This window comes from Prevotella sp. P3-122 (assembly GCF_002251365.1).
GTDB lineage: Bacteria > Bacteroidota > Bacteroidia > Bacteroidales > Bacteroidaceae > Prevotella.
In genome coordinates, this window is the sequence record NZ_NPJH01000041.1 from 124,064 (window position 1) to 141,852 (window position 17,789).

Here is a 17,789-nt window from a genome sequence, read left to right on the forward strand (position 1 = left end):
TTCAGGCTTCACACTATGAACAGAATATTCAATATCAGAAATACAGTCCGCAACTCTGTGCTGGCACTGTTTGCCATTGCGGCATTCTCTGCATGCGATGAGGTTGATGAGGCTGACAGGTTTGTACAGCTGCCTACTATTGAGAGTAAGCGTAATGTGCTTATCGAGGAGTTTACGGGCCAGCAGTGTACCAACTGCCCTGATGCCCATAGGGGGCTTGCGGCGCTGACGGAGCAATATGGCGAGCAGCTCATAACGGTAAGCATACATGCCGGCGGGCTGAGCCTTCCGGAAGATAACAGCTTTGGCTTTGTGGGACTAAAGAACAACGAGGGACAGGAATATGCGGACCGCTGGGGTGACCTCGACAAGGTCGGCTTTCCATGCGCAGTCTTCGACAGAAGCTCTGAGGTGTCACTCTTCGTTAGCGGAAAGTGGCCGGAGCTTATCAGAAAGGAGCTTGAGAAACCAACTTCTCTTTCCATCAACCTTGAGGCTCACTACAACAACGACAGTACCAAGATTGAAATTACAGCACTGATGCTGCCCGAGACAGATGCCAATGCCAAGCTGCAGCTCTGGGTTACGGAGAGCAACATCACGGCCGTGCAGATAGACAACGGAAAGCTTATTAAGGACTATGTCCACAACCATGTCTTCCGTGGCAGTGCCAATGGCACGTGGGGCGAGGACATTGCCCTGGAGTCTAACGTCTATTCCACGGCCACAGCTACGGTTGATGTCAAGGACATCTGGAATGTCAGGAACCTGGCTGTTGTGGCCTTCGTCTACAACGACAAGGAGGGTGTCATGCAGGCTGCTGAGTGCAAGCTCTGTCCAGAAGAGTAAGTGTTATTTGTTCAACTATTATTATAAAAAGAAAAAAATATTTATATGAAGAAAATTTTTACCCTATTAGTTCTATTCGCTACTGCGCTGACAGCAAGCGCACAGCTGAGCTTTACTATGGATGGCAATACCATAGAGAATGGTGCAACGATAACATCATCCAAGGTTGACCCATCGTTTGCAGAGTTTGGCTCCGTTATGTTCAAACCTTATGTTTTCGTCAGCTCAGAGAAAGCAGGTAATGTTACTGTAGAGGTAAAGGCACTTGACGGACGTAGCGTTGGCCTTTGCTTTGGTGGTAACTGCATAAGTGGAAAAAACCTCTCAAAAACTAAAGACATGACTGCTGGAGAATCTGTCGATATCGAGCTTGATGGTGGTGGTATGATGGTAAAGGGTACTCAGACTTACAAGTGTGAGGTTACTGCCTATTATACATCAGACCGCTCGTCGACTATCAGCTTCACAATAATCATGACCAACGACCCTACAGTTTTGGCTGTTGGCAGCGTAGAGGCTGAAAATGATGGCGTGATGTTTGATGGCCGTACTATGTCGTACACTTTCGCTGCCGCCGCACCACGCACAGTAAGCCTGTACACAGTTTCTGGCAAGCAGGTGGCACAGTGGAATGTCGATGCTGCTGTCGGAACGTTGTCGCTCGACAATCTGAAGAATGGTACATACGTGTATGCCGTTAAGGGGGCAGGCACAAATATCAGCGGAAAGGTTGTGCTGAAATAATCGGTAGGCTCTTTGCTTTCCAGACGCATAAAGGACTAAGGGCTGAGGACTGAGGACTAAGGTCAAAGGACTAAGGTCTGAAGGCTAAGGGCTAAGGTCTGAGTGTAGTCGCACAAAAATAATCGCACCCAAAAAGTATGGACGCATGCATCCTTGCTTTTTGGGTGTTTTCTTTTAGTCTTAGTCCCTTGGTTCTGTTATTGTAAATTGCTGTATGTTTTTATAATACAGCCTTATTTCGCCACATTATATCCGTAGATGCCATAAAGCTCTCTGAGTCTTGACAGACGGCTGAGGAAATCGGGATAGTCCTTGGCTGCCGATGTCCATTGTACCTCGGCAAGTGCTGCCATGCGCGGCAGTACCTGGTATTCTACAATTGAGGTATAGGCAATATATTCAGTCCATAGGTTGGCCTGAACACCAATGATGTGGCTACGCAGGTCGGCAGGGATGTCGTCGGGGATGGGATTAAGGCTATATACTTTCTCCAGCGGCACATAGCCGCCGATTAGTATAGGACCACCATTGCGGCCTTCGGTCTGGTAATAGTCGAAGTACAGATGGGAGTTGGGTGTCATGATGACGTCATGGCCCTTGCTGGCAGCCTCTACGCCAGGACTTATTCCTCGCCAGCTCATTATGGTGGCACTCTTGTTTATGGGGCCTTCAAGTATTTCGTCCCATCCGATGATGCGCCGTCCCTTACTGTTTACATATTTCTCTATACGGTTGGTGAAATAGCTTTGCAGAGTGTTGGTGGTCAGCGACAGCTCGTGTGCTTTAGCCTGGCATTTGGAACATTCTGCCCAGCGGTCGCGTGGAGCCTCGTCGCCACCTATGTGGATGTAGTTGGCTGGAAAGATGTCCATTATCTCATCGAGGACATCTTGGCAGAAACTGTACACATTCTCGTTGCCGAGGCAGAGCACATCGGCAAAGACACCCCATGTCGTCGCTACCTCATAGGGCCCTCCCGTACATCCCAGGTCTGGATATGCCTTCAAGGCTCCGAGCATGTGTCCCGGCATATCTATTTCGGGAATGACAGTGATGTAACGGTCGGCGGCATAGCGTACGATCTCTCGTGCCTCCTCCTGGGTGTAGAAGCCACCATAAGGGGTCCCGTCGAAGAGAGGGAAATTGTTGCCGATGACGGTCTCTGGTCTCCATGAGCCTTTCTTTGTCAGCTCAGGATATTTCTTTATCTCTATGCGCCATCCCTGGTCATCGGTGATGTGCCAATGGAAGACATTCATGTTGTGCATGGCCAGCAGGTCTATGTATCTTTTCACAAAACTCAGCGGGAAGATGTGACGGGCACAGTCGAGGTGCATGCCGCGGTATGAGAAGCGCGGCTCATCGGCAATGGTGACTGCCGGCAGGGTTATGGTGTCAACCTTGACTGTGGGGAGCGATTTGCGCAACGTCTGTATGCCGTAGAATACACCACGAGGCGTTGCGGCCTCTATCGTCACGCCCTTCTTGCTGACGGAAAGCCTGTATGCTTCCTTTCCTGTAATCTTGTTGTTTATGACGAGGCGTATGCATTGCTTTGAGGCTTTTTCGGCTGCCTGCATTCTTATGCCAGTAGCCTCGGCCACGTAGTCTGTGAGGAACTGTGCGTTACGTTTCATTTCCTCACCACCTGACATGCAGGATACTGTTGTGGAGGCAGTGATGATGAAGGGCTGATCCTTGTCCTCGGTTACGGAAAGCGGCTTGGGCACGACATTGTAGTTGGAACTGCTGATACTGGCATTGACGTTGCAGGCTATAGCAGCCAGCAACGTCATTAGGATGGATTTCTTAAACATAGGCTTGGAAAAAATTACTCTTTAGTATATGCGTGCTTCGGATAGTCGATGGTATAGTGTAGTCCTCGGCTTTCCTTGCGCTCAATGGCCATTCGGGTTATGAGGTATCCGGTGTTGATCATGTTTCGAAGCTCGCAAAGCTCACGGGTAATCTTCACACGCTTGAAGAGGTTCTCCGTCTCCTCGTAGAGCAGGTCAAGGCGGTCCCATGCGCGCTTGAGCCTGAGGTCGGAACGCACGATGCCAACATAGTTGCTCATAATTTCTCCGACTTCCTTTACGCACTGCGTGATGAGCACTTTCTCCTCATTGGTGAGTGTTCCTGCGTCGTTCCATTCTGGCACTTTCTCGTTGAAGTCGTATTCGTCAACGTGCTGCAGGGAGTGGCGTGCTGCGGCGTCAGCATATACCACGGCCTCGATGAGGGAGTTGGAAGCCAGTCGGTTGCCTCCATGCAGCCCCGTGCATGAGCATTCGCCTAAGGCATACAGACGGTCTATGCTCGACAGACCGTTGAGGTCTACCTTTATGCCTCCGCACATGTAGTGGGCGGCAGGGCGTACGGGGATATACTCGCGGGTGATATCGATGCCTATGGAGAGGCATTTGGCGTAGATGTTTGGGAAATGGTGCTTGGTCTCCTCTGGGTCCTTGTGCGTTACATCGAGGCATACGTGGTCGAGTCCGTGTATCTTCATCTCCTTGTCTATGGCACGTGCAACGATGTCGCGTGGTGCCAGCGACAGACGCTCGTCGTATTTCTCCATGAACGACTCGCCATTGGGCAGACGGAGTATGCCGCCATAGCCACGCATGGCCTCGGTGATGAGATAGGCGGGATGGGTCTCACCCGGATGATAGAGTGCCGTGGGGTGGAACTGTACGAACTCCATGTCCTGCACCGTTCCCTTGGCACGGTATACCATTGCCTCGCCGTCACCGGTGGCTATTATAGGATTAGTTGTTGTCTGGTAGACAGCACCGCAGCCGCCCGTACACATCACGGTGACCTTGCTCAGGTAGGTGTCCACCTTCTCCGTTTCCGGGTTCAGTACGTATGCACCATAGCAGTTGATGTATGGAGTGCGGCGGGTGACACGTGCTCCGAGGTGGTGCTGGGTGATAATCTCCACGGCAAAATGGTTCTCCTTGATGTCTATGTCGGGATTGCTCTTTACGGCCTCCATCAGTCCGCGCTGTATCTCAGCCCCCGTGTCGTCGGCATGATGAAGAATACGGAACTCCGAGTGGCCACCCTCTCGGTGAAGGTCGAAGGTGCCGTCCTCCTTGCGGTCGAAGTTCACTCCCCAGCCAACAAGCTCCGCTATCTGTGACGGTGCGTTGCGCACTACCTGCTCAACGGCGTTGCGGTCGCTGATGAAGTCGCCGGCAACCATGGTGTCCTCAATGTGTTTGTCGAAATTGTCTACCAACATGTTTGTCACGGAGGCTACTCCTCCCTGGGCAAACGCTGTGTTTGCTTCTTCAAGTGTGGTCTTGCATATCAGGCAGACCTTGCCCTTTTTTGCCCTTGCCACTTTCAGGGCGTAGCTCATACCGGCTATTCCAGAGCCGATGATGAGAAAATCGTACTTGTATGTCATATACGCCTTTTGAGGTTTCTTGTTCTGTGCCCGTCGTTGTGCGGTTCTCGCACGGTCCCCGTTAGGGGAGGAGATTGTGTGGTGCGGCCGAAGGCTTTACATTATTATTTTTATACTTCATGCTTCAGCCCTATAGACTTTGACCGTTGCAAAAGTACGAATAAATCTTAATATACACACATCAAACGAAGTTTTTTTGCTAATTTTGCACATTCAATGATTATGTCATGATAAAGAACAAGATATTATATATATTATTTTGGGCCTTTGGTGCGGTTCTTGCGGCAAGTGCGCAAAATAATGAGGCTGGCGAGCTGACGGATTGCGATGCCGGCAGCCACGATGGCAACATGCCCAATGACACCATAGCTGCCGTGGCAGACTCCTCTGCATGCCCATGGCCGCAAGCCGTCGTTGAGGGGCTTGCCGCCCTTGTGCAGTCTGACATCACCAAGACAAGCCAGCTCGGACTGATGGTCTATGACCTGGACGCTGACTCGGCAATATTCTGCTATAACGAGAGGCAGACGCTAAGGCCGGCCAGCACAATGAAGGTCATCACGGCTGTGGCAGCCCTTGATAAGCTCGGAGGCGGATATCAGTTCAAGACTGACCTCTGTTACACAGGCGAGGTAAAGGGCAGGATGCTGTGCGGAGACATCTACTGCGTTGGAGGCTTCGACCCGGGATTCAACAACGATGACCTCAACGCCTTCGTGGAGAGCATCAGGCGTATGGGCATCGACACCATAATGGGAGGCATCTATGCAGACAAGACTATGAAAGACTCGGCGACGCTGGGCGAGGGATGGTGTTGGGATGATGACAATCCGTGCCTGTCGCCATTGCTCGTTGGACGAAAGAATAACTTTGTGGAAAGGCTTGCGCGGAAGCTCACCGACGACGGAGTGGCCATCATCGACAAGGATAGCGCTGACAGGGCATACCGATTCCTGAGCGGGTCCTTCAATTGTGATAGGCGCAAGCCGCAGGGAGCATTCTCGGTGATTTCACGCTTCCATACTATTGAGCAGGTGCTCATGAAAATGCTAAAGGAGAGCGACAACCTGTATGCAGAATCCATGTTCTACCAGATTGCTGCCTCGTCTGGAAGCAGGCCGGCAACGGCAAAGCACGCACGCAGTGTCATCAACAGGCTCATAACCAAGTTGGGACTGAACCCGGAAAGGTACCAGGTGGCTGACGGTTCAGGACTGTCGCTGTACAACTACGTCTCGGCAGAGCTGGAGGTGAGGATGCTAAGATATGCTTTCCGCAACGAGAACATATTTCCACATCTGTATCATGCCCTTCCTGTGGCCGGCGTTGACGGAACGCTGAAATCAAGGATGAGGGGCACGGCGGCGTATGGTAACGTGAGGGCAAAGACGGGAACGCTGACGGGCATCAGCTCGCTCGCTGGATACTGTACGGCATCGAACGGCCACAGACTGTGTTTTGCCATCATCAACCAAGGCATAATGCACAACCACAACGGAAAAAACTTCCAGGACAAGGTCTGTGCGCTGCTGTGCAGGTAGGGGTGCAGCACTATTGATACATATACTATAGTTGAGCACACACGAAACTTGAATAATATATATAATGAGAGTCCTTATTGTCAATACAAGCGAGAGAACGGGTGGGGCAGCCATTGCAGCAAGCAGGCTCGCCAAGGCCCTTATCAACAATGGTGTTCAGGCCAAGATGCTGGTGGTTGAGAAAAATACCGACCACCTCTATGTGGCGACTGTTGGCGGCTGGTTCAGAAAAACGTGGAGCTTCGTCTACGAACGGTTTGTGATATGGCTGAACAATCTCTTCAGCCGCAAGAACCTCTTTGCGGTGTCTATAGCCAATACAGGCATCGACATCACAAAGACTCCTGAATTTAAGGAGGCTGACGTCATTCATCTGCATTGGATAAATCAGGGCATGCTGTCGCTGAGGGGCATAAGGAGAATTCTTGATAGCGGCAAGCCTGTGGTATGGACGATGCACGACTTGTGGCCTGCTACAGCCATCTGCCATTATCCGGAGAGATGCGAGCGCTTCAAGTCTCATTGCAGGGAATGTGGAATGTTGCATAAGGGAGGATGCCTGGGCGACCTGGCAGCAAGGGTGTGGAAGCGAAAGAAAGCCATGCTCGCCTCGCGCAGCATAAGTTTCGTGGCCTGTAGCAGATGGCTGTGCTCTGAGGCGAGGCAGAGCGCGTTGCTGAAGGAACAGCGTATTGTGTCTATACCAAACCCGATAGATACCAGAATATTCCATCCCGTAGATAAAGTGGAAGCACGCAAGCAACTGCAACTGCCAGAGGACAAGCAGATTATTCTCTTCGTGTCGCAGAAGGTTACAGACCCGCGAAAGGGTATGGATTACTTGATTGAGAGTCTGAACCGTCTCTTGGCTGATGACCCTTCGTTCCGTGAGCGCGCTGTGGTGGCAATACTCGGCGGACAGGCAGAGGAGATTGCCGAACGTCTCCCCATGGAGGCATATCCATTGGGATATGTAAGCGAGACAAAACGCATCGTGGCAATCTACTCTGCTGTCGACTTGTTCGTTACGCCATCGCTGTCTGACAATCTGCCAAACACCATCATGGAGGCTATGGCCTGTGGGGTTCCATGTGTGGGATTTAAGGTTGGAGGCATTCCCGAGATGATTGACCATCTGAAGAATGGCTATGTGGCTAACTATTGCGATGCCGCTGATTTTGCCAATGGCATCAGGTGGGTACTTGCTGGTGCTGACTGGAATGAGCTTTCTGCGGCATGCCTGCGCAAGGTTCACACCTGTTATTCGCTAACAAGTGTCTCTCTTAGGTATACAGAGTTGTACAGCCAGGCTCTGGCATCAAAGAATTACAAGATATGATAACATTCTCCATAATCACCATCACCTATAACGCCTCGCAGGTGCTGCCGGCAACTCTTAGTAGTGTCATGGCACAGACATGCAAGGATGTGGAACATATCATCATAGACGGGGCGTCTGCTGACGACACGGTGGCTCTGGCTGAGGCTTATCGTAAGAAAAACCTAATGGAAGACTCTCTTCACCGCGTCATCGTGGTATCGGAACCCGACAAGGGACTGTATGATGCCATGAACAAGGGCATAGCTATGGCTACAGGCGACTACGTGCTCTTCCTCAATGCCGGCGACACGTTTCCTGCACCAGATACGTTGGAGATGGTTGAGGCCGCTGTGGGCGATGGCGAGGAACTGCCTGCCGTGCTATATGGAGATACGGACATCGTAGATGCTGACGGCAACTTCCTCAGACACCGCCACCTGATGGCTCCACGAAAGTTGTCCTGGCGCTCGTTCCTGAAAGGAATGCTGGTGTGCCATCAGGCGTTCTATGCCAGGACTGACCTTGCTAAGCTCACACCATATAACCTTCACTACCGTTACAGCGCCGATGTAGACTGGTGCATACGCATAATGAGGCTTGGGGCAAAGCGTAACCTCGCTATGCGCAACACGGGAATGGTGGTAGCCCACTACCTTGATGGAGGCATGACAAACCAGCATCACAAGGACTCGCTGCGTGAAAGGTTCCATATCATGTGCCACCACTACGGACTGATTCCCACGGCCATAATGCACTTGTGGTTCGCCATAAGAAATTATATCCGCAAGAAGTCGTAAGACGTAGTCTCCATCTCAATCTTCACTATGCAACTTTTACGAATACAGTAGGCAGTACGCGCTTGTCGTTAGTTAAAAAACTCTAAATATAAGCATCCCTTTCCCCCTAATATCTCATAACTCATATAAAATGAGTAATTTTGCAGACCGATTATTTGGAGGGTACACTTAGAGCCCTCGGTCTGGGAGTGTTAATAGCTGTGCTTTTGGCCGGGCATGGTGGTTAGTGAATCGCCCAGACAGGGTGCAAGGCATTGCCTGCGCCTGTAGTATATAATAATTGTATAAACGTTTTTTAGTAGTAAAATTTAAAATTTAAGATGAACACTTTAAGTTACAAGACTATTTCCGTTAACAAGGAAACAGCTAAGAAGGAGTGGGTCGTAATCGATGCAAGTGACCAGATTGTTGGTCGCCTTTGCTCTAAAGTGGCAAAGTTGCTGCGTGGCAAGTATAAGCCATCGTTCACTCCTCACGTAGATTGTGGAGACAACGTTATCATCATCAACGCTGCAAAGGTTGTCTTCTCTGGTAAGAAGGAGACTGACAAGGTCTACACACGTTATACTGGTTATCCAGGCGGACAGAGATTCAATACTCCCGCTGAGCTGCGCAAGCGTCAGGGTGGTGTTGACAAGATTATCCGTCACGCCGTTAAGGGTATGCTCCCTAAGGGTCCTCTCGGACGCTCACTGATGAACAACCTCTATATATATGAGGGTACAGAGCACATCCATGAGGCTCAGAAGCCAAAGACTATCGATATTAATCAGTATAAATAATTAAGCAAAGATGGAAGTTATTAACGCAATAGGTCGCCGCAAGAGCGCTGTAGCTCGTGTTTACCTTACAGAGGGAACAGGCAAGATCACCATTAACAAGAAAGATTTGACAGAGTTTTTCCCATCAGCCATCCTGCAGTACGTGGTTAAGCAGCCATTGAACCTGCTCGAGGTTGCTGAGAAGTATGATATTAAGGCTAACCTTGACGGAGGTGGCTTCACTGGTCAGAGCCAGGCTCTTAGACTTGCTATCGCCCGCGCACTCGTGAAAGTCAATGCCGAGGACAAGAAGGCTCTCAAGTCACAGGGATTCCTTACACGCGACAGCCGTGCTGTTGAGCGTAAGAAGCCAGGTCAGCCAAAGGCACGCCGCCGCTTCCAGTTCAGTAAGCGTTAATGTTTTAGCTGAAGAATAGAAAAGCTGACAACACTGAACAGTTTAGCATCTAAATCCGCCCGACTTGCCCGCAAGGACGATTACCCGCGGATTGGTTCTAACAAAAGAATTAAAAAGAAAGTAAACAACAATTTAAACAAAAGAAACGACAATGTCAAGAACTAATTTTGACCAATTACTTCAGGCTGGTTGCCACTTTGGACACCTCCGCCGCAAGTGGAATCCTGCAATGGCTCCTTATATCTTCATGGAGCGTAATGGTATCCATATCATAGACCTTAACAAGACCGTAGTAAAAATCGACGAGGCTGCTGAAGCCTTGAAGGCTATTGCCAAGAGCGGCAAGAAGGTTTTGTTCGTCGCTACTAAAAAACAGGCCAAGGATATCGTAGCTGAGAAGGCTACATCTGTAAATATGCCATACGTTATCGAGCGTTGGCCGGGCGGTATGCTCACCAACTTCCCGACAATCCGTAAGGCTGTTAAGAAAATGTCCAACATCGACAAGCTGATGGCTGACGGTACATTCTCTAACCTCTCTAAGCGTGAGATTCTGCAGATCAACCGCCAGCGTGCTAAGCTCGAGAAGAACCTCGGTTCTATCGCTGACCTTACACGTCTGCCTTCTGCACTCTTCGTTATCGACGTAATGAAGGAGCACATCGCTGTCAAGGAGGCTAACCGTCTCGGTATTCCTGTTTTCGGTATCGTTGACACCAACTCTGATCCTAAGAACATCGACTACATCATCCCTGCTAACGATGACGCTAAGGACTCTGTAGAGACTATCCTCAACGCTGTTTGCGGCGCTATCGCCGAGGGTCTTGAGGAGCGCAAGGTTGAGAAGGCCGACGAGAAGGCTTCTGCTGAGCAGGCTGAAGAGGCTGCCGAGGGCAAGAAGCGTGCTCCACGTAAGGCACGTAAGGAGGAGGCTCCTGCAGAGGAAGCTCCAGCTGCTGAATAATTTTGTAAAATTTAGAATTTAAAGATATTATGGCTTACAAACCAACAATGGACGACATCAAGAAGCTCCGCACAATGACTGGTGCCGGACTTGGTGATGTCAAGAAAGCCCTTGTAGAGGCCGAAGGTGACTTCGACAAGGCAAAGGACTTGCTTCGTGAGCGTGGTCTTGCCATCGCTGCCAAGCGTTCTGATCGTGAAACATCAAATGGCTGCGTTCTCGTAAAGAAGGTTGACGGCTTCGCTGCTATGGTTGCAGTAAAGTGTGAGACTGACTTCGTTGCCAATGGTGCAGACTTCATCGCTCTTACCGAAAGCATCCTCGACGCTGCTATCGCTGCCAAGGCTAAGGACCTCGAAGAGGTTAAGAGCCTGAAGCTCGCTAACGGTGATGATGCTGCAACTGCTGTTCAGCAGCGTTCTGGTATCTCTGGCGAGAAGATGGAAATCGATGGCTACAACTTCCTCGAGGGCGAGAACATCGAAATCTACGACCACATGAACAAGCATACCCTCGCTACAATGGTTCAGACAAACAAGCCTGCTGCTGAGGCTGCCCACAAGGTTGCCATGCAGGTTGCTGCCATGAAGCCTGTAGCACTCGACGAGGCTTCCGTACCACAGGAGGTTAAGGACGAGGAGTACAAGGTAGCTGTTCAGAAGACCAAGGAAGAGCAGGTAGAGAAGGCTGTTGCTGCTGCCATCAAGAAGGCTGGCTACAACGCTTATATTGCTGAGAGCGAGGAGCACCTCGAAGAGGGTATCCGTAAGGGTAACATCACAGAGGCTGACGCTGACGCTATCCGTAAGCTCAAGCAGGAGACTGCTGAGCAGAAGCTCGCCAACATGCCTGAGCAGATGGTACAGAACATCGCTAAGGGTCGTCTGGCTAAGTTCTTCAAGGACAACTGCCTCGTTGACCAGGAGTTCCAGTTCGGTGATGGCGACAAGCAGACTGTTGCTGAGTTCCTGAAGAAGCAGGATGCTGAGCTCAAGATTGTCGCTTACAAGCGCTTCACTCTCGTGGCTGAGTAATTTCAACACAACATCAATATCAAAGCGGGAAGGTTTCCTTCCCGCTTTTTTTTGGGTTTGCCGGGAATGGTACTATCTTGGCTCAGTGGATAAAACGGCTCAGTGAAAAAGAAAGGGCAACCTACTCATAGCCCAGGGTAGAGCGAAATGGCACCCTGGGTGTAATGTGACATTGTCCTTGCGCGCTGTAAGCGCAAAAGCGTTATATATCCTGCTGTTATCTACGCTTTTGCGCTTTCAGCGCGACCATCACCTACATGAAATAACCCAGGGTGTCGCTACGCTTTACCCTGGGCTATGCGCTTTTGCGCTTACAGCGCGACAATTACCGACATGAACTTCAGAATTAGGATATTCATTTTTGCACATCAAATTGGACACCCTAATTAATAACAATATCAAAAACGCTAATTATCAACACAATAACAATCTTATATGAGATAATAGCCTATTCTCCAAACGCATCCATGATTTCTGTTGGGCGGTGGTTGCTGAAAGCTCCGAGAGGGTAGTGGCCCTCGAGCTCTGGTGCCCAGTAGAACACGCCGTGACAGTGGCCGTCGCAGTCGTTGCGTGCGGCGTTGATGATGGCTTTCATTATCGTCTTGCCTTCCTTGGGTTTCTTAGCCTCCACACCCGTCTCGACGACCATGCACTCAGTAGAATATTTCCGGCTTAGGTATCTGATGTTCTCCGTGAAATCCCTCACAGTGCCCTGCCAGTCGGTCTCGAGCTTGGCCTCTATGTCCCAGTAGGGGTAGACGCTGAGTCCGATGATGTCCCATTTGGCACCATACTTGCGCAGTCCGTCGAATATGAAGTCGTAGCGCTTACGGTCGCAACCGCCATCGAGGTGTACTATAACCTTTGCGTCTGGGTACACCGCCTTTACGGCCTCATAGCCAGCCTGAGTAAACGATGCGTAGTTTTCCATGTTGTCCGATGCGCGTCCCACAGGCCATAGGAATCCGTTGGTGGTCTCGTTGCCTACCTGTACCCATTTCACGTCGATGCTGTTTTCTCTGAGCAGTCTCAGCACGTCGCGTGTATGGCAGGCGAGGGCATGCCGCATCTCGTCAAATTTCATATACTGCCATGCGGCAGGTATATGCTGCTTCCCTGGGTCTGCCCACCAGTCGCTGTAGTGGAAGTCTATCATTACTGCCATTCCGTAGTAGCGTGCGCGGCGTGCCATCTCCAGCACGTCCTCGGCACCGCTCCATCCTCCACGCGGGTTCACCCATACCCTTAGTCTTACGGCGTTTAGTCCGAGTTCCTTCATCAGGGCAGTGTTCTCACGTATCTCTCCCTTGCTGTTGTAGAACCTGATGCCCTTGGACTCCATCTCTGTTGTTCCGCTGATGTCCGCTCCAAGCCAGAAAGTCTCCTGCGCCCTGGCACTCATGGAGGTGAGTACGAGCATTGCTGAGGCGAGAAAGTATGATAGCCTTTTCATATCGGTGCCCTCCCTGTTATCCGAACATTGGTACTACAAACTTGGCCAGCATATATCCGCCACCGAGCAGCCATGCGAAGAGTATGGCTGCCAACACGAACGGCTTGGCTCCAGCCTTCTTGAATTTCTCTATGCTTGTCTCTGCGCCGAGAGCTGTCATAGCCATGGTGAGCAGGAAGGTGTCGAAGGTGTTGATGCCTGCCACGACAGCCTCCGGCAGAAGGTTCAGGCTGTTGAAACAGATGACGGCAAGGAAGAGAATGGCGAACCATGGTATATTGATTTTCCCACGCTCCATGGTGTCTGCCTCTGGATTGCGCCGGGCCTGGCGTGCCACATCCCAGCTAATGACGAGCAGCACGGGCACGAGCATCATAACACGTATCATCTTCACGATGATGGCGCTATCGGAGACCTCTTTTCCCATGGCGTTTCCGGCACCTACCACATGTGCGACCTCGTGGATGGAGGAACCGGCGTAGATGCCCATCTGCTGCGGTGTAAGGTCGAAGATGCCTGCACGGTACAGGGCAGGGTAGAGGAACATGGCCGTGGTGCCGAATATCACTACCGTAGCCACAGCCACTGCCGTCTTGTAAGGCTTTACCCTGATGGCCGACTCTGTGCCGAGGACAGCTGCCGCTCCACAGATGGCGCTTCCTACGGATGTCAGCAAGGCTATGCCACGGTCCATCTTCAGCAGACGGCCAACACCGATGCCTATGAGTATTGTTGACACAACGATTATGGCGTCAATGCAGACGGCGGGAAGGCCAACGGCTGTCACATCCTGGAAGGTGAGCTTGAAACCATAGAGTATGATGCCGAACCTGAGCACCCGTTTCGAGCAAAAGGCTATGCCGGGAGTCCACGTCTCGGGCAGGTTGTTTCTGAGGCTGTTGGCATAGAGCATACCAAGTATGATACCCACTATCATCGGTGAGAACGACAATGCCTTTACGAAGGCCATGTCGCCTATATAGAAGGCGGCGCAGGCGAAGAGGGTCATAAGCAGCACTCCGTGCAGCATGCTGCTTCTTTGTTCTGAAATCTTCATGTTGTTGTTTGTTGGTTGAACGATATTATTTTTTTAGTTCCTGTTTATACAGACGCCAACGTCTGTTTTGCTACAAATGTAGGCAATTATTACGGATTATGCAAGTGTAATTAGAGAAAATCATTCTCTACGAGGAACTGCCTTATATTATCCAAAGACCATTTGAAATCTTTGCCGTTGAACCCATGACCGGCATGTGGAATTTCAACCAGTCGGGCATTCTTGTACAACTTGACAGCCCGCCGCGAATAATCTATAGGAACCACTGCGTCGGCATCGCCATGGATTATCAGGACAGGGCTTTCGTATGCCTCAACAGCCTTATATGGGTCCATATCCCGTATCTCTGTGAAGAAACGCCGTCCGATGGGTACCTGCCATATTCTTGTAGTATCCGGAATGTCGGTCACCTGCGGATAGCGGCTGTTCCAGTTGTCTGGAATACATAAGGCCGGAAATACAAGAACCAGCTTGCGGATGTCTTTTTTCATCCTGGCAGCTGTCAAGGCTGATATGAGTCCTCCCTGGCTCTCACCCAACAGCACTATGTTCTTCTTGTCGACATCAGGTCGTGACTTGAAATATCGCACGATAGCCTCCAATGTTTTCTGCTCATCAGGCACTGACATGTTCACAGTGTTGTTGTCCGTACGGCTGCCTGTTCCACCACAAGGGAAATCAAAGGCATAACACATATATCCCAGTTCGTTGAGCATCTTGAAATAATTACGGCCATGATGATGCGTGCCATTGAAACCATGAGACACAATTACTATCGGGTGACGCTTTTGGTCATTGTCGGGCGTGCTCAACACACCATAGATTTCATGCTTGCCATGTTTTATCCGTAGCTCTTCTTCAGTGGATGGCTGTTCGGCATCTGTGGGAATCTTTTGCAATACCACTGGTCCCATCAATCCCGAGCGAAGAAGGGGAGTGTCTCTCTCAAAGAATTTCATTGAGACAACAGCCTTGCGCTTTGTGGGACGTGCCATCCCCTTGCTGAGCCATTCGGGCACTTCCTTCATAAACCTGCCGATACTTGGCGAGTTTGGGGCTGCGCTAAAGGTCACAGGCTCTGACCATTCCACATCGTCTGGTTCCTGCTCGTCGCCAACCATTCGATTAACCCATAAGTTGGTGACATCTATCTCCAGCGTATTGTCGCCTCCAAGCAAAGCGTCAGTAATGTCGACAGTAAAGGGTGGCCGCCATAGTGTGCCGCATATCTTTCCGTTCACCTTGACTACGGCGAGGTTTTTCACTTCACCCAAATCCAGCACGTAGTTGTAGTTTCGGTCCAACTCTTTCAGATACAGATGTTGCGTATAGCGTGCTGTGCCTGAGTAGTACTTGATATTGTCATCGGATGACTCGTTCCACGGCAACAGCGAAGTCCACTCAGCTGTCTTGCCATCGTCGAATTTGATGGCCCAAGGGTTATTGAGAACTATTTCCTCCACAGAAGCGGGCTGATGCGGCATTAGACCAGGCCCTTGTTCGGTTGTCTGCTCTCTTAAGACAAGGAATACGGCACGGCGTGTAGTCAGCTGAAGTCTGACTTGTGTCATTCCTTCGGCAGACGTCCATGTCTCAGCCATAGACCATGTACCGGTTTCCGGATCCCATATTTCAGGAATCCTCCCACTCAAACTGAGGGTTAGGGTTGTGGTCAGGGTAGAGTCCTTGGCGTTGGCAACGAAATAAATATCAGCCTCGCCATCCTTGCGATGTATCCAGTGAATACCGTCTGCATCAGCAGTCATCGAGGGATTCTTGCTCTTGAAGTCATCAACGAAACGTCCTCTCTGCAATAGCGCCTGGCAGCGGGCGAAATAGGAGAACAGCGGACGGGCACCATCCTTCCACCATGTCTGTCCTGGTGTCCACCATGTGCCCCACATGCCGAAAGTCATGCCCGGCTTTGCGTTCACCCAGGGATTGTGGGCCGCTGCGTGAAGCATCAACCTGTTGATGCCAAGGCAGAAGGAAGAGTCTGCGATTGCTTTCAGCCGGGCCGGGTCGTCCTTCCATGCATGAAGCGGCCAACAGGTGAATCCCTCAGCGTAGACAACTTCATGCCCGCCCCGCCTTGCAGCATTAACTACACGGGGAATGTCCTTCCAGCCCCAATTGGTGGGCTTCGCCCAGAACTCTGCACATATTGGGTCGTCTGCGGCTAATTGGCGCACTATCTTATCGGTATTGATGGGATTGAACGGCTTGGCAGAGCCGGTACCGTATGGTTGCACCAACAACTGCAGACCGTGCTTGTGCGCCAGCTCGCTCATGTAGCCATAATAGTTCTCAGCAAATAAATCTGATACGGTATCACGCCAGTCACGCTTGAACTTTTCTGTAGCCTGACGGCTGTTGATTACTACCCCCGCCAACGAAGGCAACCATCTGAGCATGTCATACCCTCTTCTTTGCGAGAACTCCTCTGGCATCCGTTTTGTCCATTCCTGACCGCCAGCCTCATAACTGTCAATCTCCAATAGTTGGAACGTATTGCCTGACTCTTCACCAGCAAGGTTTAGCAGCATGGCAGGATAGGTCGACCAATAATGGGCAACTGCCTCACGGCTCATCTTGTCGCACTCCAGACCGGTACCACTTTCGGGTGACGTGCTGCCGTTGGTCTTGCCATTGGCGGTATGGCCGAAGCGATAGACTTTCCATTTTCCTTTTGGAAGCTGGATGGAAGCGGCTTGTGGAGAGACAATAATCTGTGCTGTATGAACGATGCTGTCATCAGGAACTGCAACAACTGCTATGTCTTCATAATAGCCAAAATTGGTCTCAGGCTGTTTCAGGCTGACATATCGCCTGCCTTGTGAGTTAACCATGGTCCAAACCAGCTTCTGCATGGAGAACTCGGGCTTGACGGCAGGATAGGCACTTGACGACCATCCGGGACAATTGTGCGTTCCAAACGTAAGACCCAGGCGGCGGCATTCGCTGATGGCAAATCGCATCAGCTGTTGCCATCGCTCTGAGCCAATGGCATTGGCAGTGTCCTTCACCAGTCCCTGTGCAGTACCTCCCACTTGGAAGTTCTGCACACCACCGATGCCTGCTTTCTGATAAGCCTCCAAGTCGGCGGTTATTCCTTCTTCAGATATCATGCCGTCCATCCACTGCCATATCATAATAGGTTTGGCCTCGGCAGGAGGATTCATAAAAACATCCTCTATTGTCTGGCCAGCTACACTCTGGATGCCTAAAACTAATGATGCTAATATCGGTAATCGAACTTTCATTTTTATTTGGATATTGATGTGAAGTTAATAGTTTATTTTGAGCTTTTACCTAAATTCCGTAGCACTTCAGCCTGCATTATTTGCATACTAAAGCGACTGAAATTCACCATTGACATGGCAAAGATACAACAAAATATGAGTAAATCGCTGTTTTTTACAGAAT

14 protein-coding genes are annotated in these 17,789 nt (G+C 50.6%); 9 read left to right on the top strand and 5 right to left on the bottom strand.

The window, feature by feature from the left end; all coding sequences use genetic code 11:
- Positions 1-15: 15 nt before the first annotated feature.
- Both CIL02_RS08025 and CIL02_RS08030 read left to right on the top strand, forming a co-directional pair.
- The gene (locus CIL02_RS08025) at positions 16-849 is read left to right on the top strand and encodes an Omp28 family outer membrane lipoprotein (RefSeq protein ID WP_094400683.1); all 834 of its coding nucleotides are present in this window, start codon (positions 16-18) and stop codon (positions 847-849) included.
- 45 nt (positions 850-894) lie between these two features.
- Positions 895-1,593, top strand: a complete 699-nt coding sequence (locus tag CIL02_RS08030; protein ID WP_094400685.1) for a T9SS type A sorting domain-containing protein — start codon at positions 895-897, stop codon at positions 1,591-1,593.
- 233 nt (positions 1,594-1,826) lie between these two features.
- Here CIL02_RS08030 and CIL02_RS08035 read toward each other — a convergent pair whose 3' ends face one another.
- Together CIL02_RS08035 and nadB are read right to left on the bottom strand one after the other, a co-directional pair.
- Positions 1,827-3,410, bottom strand: coding sequence for a beta-N-acetylhexosaminidase (locus tag CIL02_RS08035; protein ID WP_094400687.1), 1,584 nt, complete (start codon positions 3,408-3,410; stop codon positions 1,827-1,829).
- Positions 3,411-3,424: 14 nt separating this feature from the next.
- Positions 3,425-5,014 carry an L-aspartate oxidase gene (gene nadB / locus CIL02_RS08040; RefSeq protein WP_094400689.1) on the bottom strand — a complete coding sequence of 530 codons (1,590 nt, stop codon included), beginning with the start codon at positions 5,012-5,014 and terminating at the stop codon, positions 3,425-3,427.
- A gap of 227 nt (positions 5,015-5,241) precedes the next feature.
- Between nadB and dacB the strand changes: the two genes are divergently transcribed.
- The 7 genes from dacB to tsf all read left to right on the top strand — a co-directional run bounded on the left by dacB (position 5,242) and on the right by tsf (position 11,850).
- Positions 5,242-6,555: a D-alanyl-D-alanine carboxypeptidase/D-alanyl-D-alanine-endopeptidase gene (gene dacB / locus CIL02_RS08045; protein ID WP_094400691.1), complete on the top strand. Its 1,314-nt coding sequence runs from the start codon at positions 5,242-5,244 to the stop codon at positions 6,553-6,555.
- A 64-nt stretch (positions 6,556-6,619) separates the two neighbouring features.
- Positions 6,620-7,894, top strand: a complete 1,275-nt coding sequence (locus CIL02_RS08050) for a glycosyltransferase family 4 protein (protein WP_094400693.1) — start codon at positions 6,620-6,622, stop codon at positions 7,892-7,894.
- Positions 7,891-8,673, top strand: a complete 783-nt coding sequence (locus tag CIL02_RS08055) for a glycosyltransferase family 2 protein (protein WP_094400695.1) — start codon at positions 7,891-7,893, stop codon at positions 8,671-8,673. The genes CIL02_RS08050 and CIL02_RS08055 overlap by 4 nt, the downstream gene beginning before the upstream one ends.
- 320 nt (positions 8,674-8,993) lie before the next feature.
- Positions 8,994-9,455 carry a 50S ribosomal protein L13 gene (gene rplM / locus CIL02_RS08060; RefSeq protein ID WP_094400697.1) on the top strand — a complete coding sequence of 154 codons (462 nt, stop codon included), beginning with the start codon at positions 8,994-8,996 and terminating at the stop codon, positions 9,453-9,455.
- Positions 9,456-9,465: 10 nt separating this feature from the next.
- Positions 9,466-9,852: a 30S ribosomal protein S9 gene (gene rpsI, locus CIL02_RS08065; RefSeq protein ID WP_094400699.1), complete on the top strand. Its 387-nt coding sequence runs from the start codon at positions 9,466-9,468 to the stop codon at positions 9,850-9,852.
- A 151-nt stretch (positions 9,853-10,003) separates the two neighbouring features.
- Entirely contained in the window at positions 10,004-10,816 is an 813-nt protein-coding gene (gene rpsB / locus CIL02_RS08070) for a 30S ribosomal protein S2 (protein ID WP_094400701.1), read from the top strand.
- A gap of 29 nt (positions 10,817-10,845) precedes the next feature.
- Complete coding sequence (tsf, locus tag CIL02_RS08075; protein ID WP_094400703.1) at positions 10,846-11,850, top strand: translation elongation factor Ts; 1,005 nt, start codon at positions 10,846-10,848, stop codon at positions 11,848-11,850.
- A 448-nt stretch (positions 11,851-12,298) separates the two neighbouring features.
- On the opposite strand, the gene CIL02_RS08080 is transcribed toward tsf, so the two are convergent.
- The 3 genes from CIL02_RS08080 to CIL02_RS08090 form a co-directional block, all read right to left on the bottom strand.
- On the bottom strand, positions 12,299-13,306 hold the full coding sequence (locus tag CIL02_RS08080; protein ID WP_094400705.1) for a glycosyl hydrolase 53 family protein: 1,008 nt from the start codon (positions 13,304-13,306) through the stop codon (positions 12,299-12,301).
- A 16-nt stretch (positions 13,307-13,322) separates the two neighbouring features.
- Complete coding sequence (locus CIL02_RS08085; RefSeq protein ID WP_094400707.1) at positions 13,323-14,363, bottom strand: YeiH family protein; 1,041 nt, start codon at positions 14,361-14,363, stop codon at positions 13,323-13,325.
- 110 nt (positions 14,364-14,473) lie between these two features.
- Complete coding sequence (locus CIL02_RS08090) at positions 14,474-17,626, bottom strand: alpha/beta fold hydrolase (protein ID WP_094400709.1); 3,153 nt, start codon at positions 17,624-17,626, stop codon at positions 14,474-14,476.
- Positions 17,627-17,789: the final 163 nt, after the last annotated feature.

Excerpts from the sequence above, each read along its gene's own strand:
- CIL02_RS08050 (WP_094400693.1), top strand. The coding sequence starts at position 6,620 with ATGAGAGTCCTTATTGTCAATACAAGCGAGAGAACGGGTGGGGCAGCC.
- rpsB (WP_094400701.1), top strand. The coding sequence starts at position 10,004 with ATGTCAAGAACTAATTTTGACCAATTACTTCAGGCTGGTTGCCACTTT.
- CIL02_RS08080 (WP_094400705.1), bottom strand. The coding sequence starts at position 13,306 with ATGAAAAGGCTATCATACTTTCTCGCCTCAGCAATGCTCGTACTCACC.
- CIL02_RS08025 (WP_094400683.1), top strand. The coding sequence starts at position 16 with ATGAACAGAATATTCAATATCAGAAATACAGTCCGCAACTCTGTGCTG.
- CIL02_RS08055 (WP_094400695.1), top strand. The coding sequence starts at position 7,891 with ATGATAACATTCTCCATAATCACCATCACCTATAACGCCTCGCAGGTG.
- CIL02_RS08030 (WP_094400685.1), top strand. The coding sequence starts at position 895 with ATGAAGAAAATTTTTACCCTATTAGTTCTATTCGCTACTGCGCTGACA.
- CIL02_RS08035 (WP_094400687.1), bottom strand. The coding sequence starts at position 3,410 with ATGTTTAAGAAATCCATCCTAATGACGTTGCTGGCTGCTATAGCCTGC.
- CIL02_RS08085 (WP_094400707.1), bottom strand. The coding sequence starts at position 14,363 with ATGAAGATTTCAGAACAAAGAAGCAGCATGCTGCACGGAGTGCTGCTT.
- nadB (WP_094400689.1), bottom strand. The coding sequence starts at position 5,014 with ATGACATACAAGTACGATTTTCTCATCATCGGCTCTGGAATAGCCGGT.
- rpsI (WP_094400699.1), top strand. The coding sequence starts at position 9,466 with ATGGAAGTTATTAACGCAATAGGTCGCCGCAAGAGCGCTGTAGCTCGT.
- CIL02_RS08090 (WP_094400709.1), bottom strand. The coding sequence starts at position 17,626 with ATGAAAGTTCGATTACCGATATTAGCATCATTAGTTTTAGGCATCCAG.
- dacB (WP_094400691.1), top strand. The coding sequence starts at position 5,242 with ATGATAAAGAACAAGATATTATATATATTATTTTGGGCCTTTGGTGCG.
- rplM (WP_094400697.1), top strand. The coding sequence starts at position 8,994 with ATGAACACTTTAAGTTACAAGACTATTTCCGTTAACAAGGAAACAGCT.
- tsf (WP_094400703.1), top strand. The coding sequence starts at position 10,846 with ATGGCTTACAAACCAACAATGGACGACATCAAGAAGCTCCGCACAATG.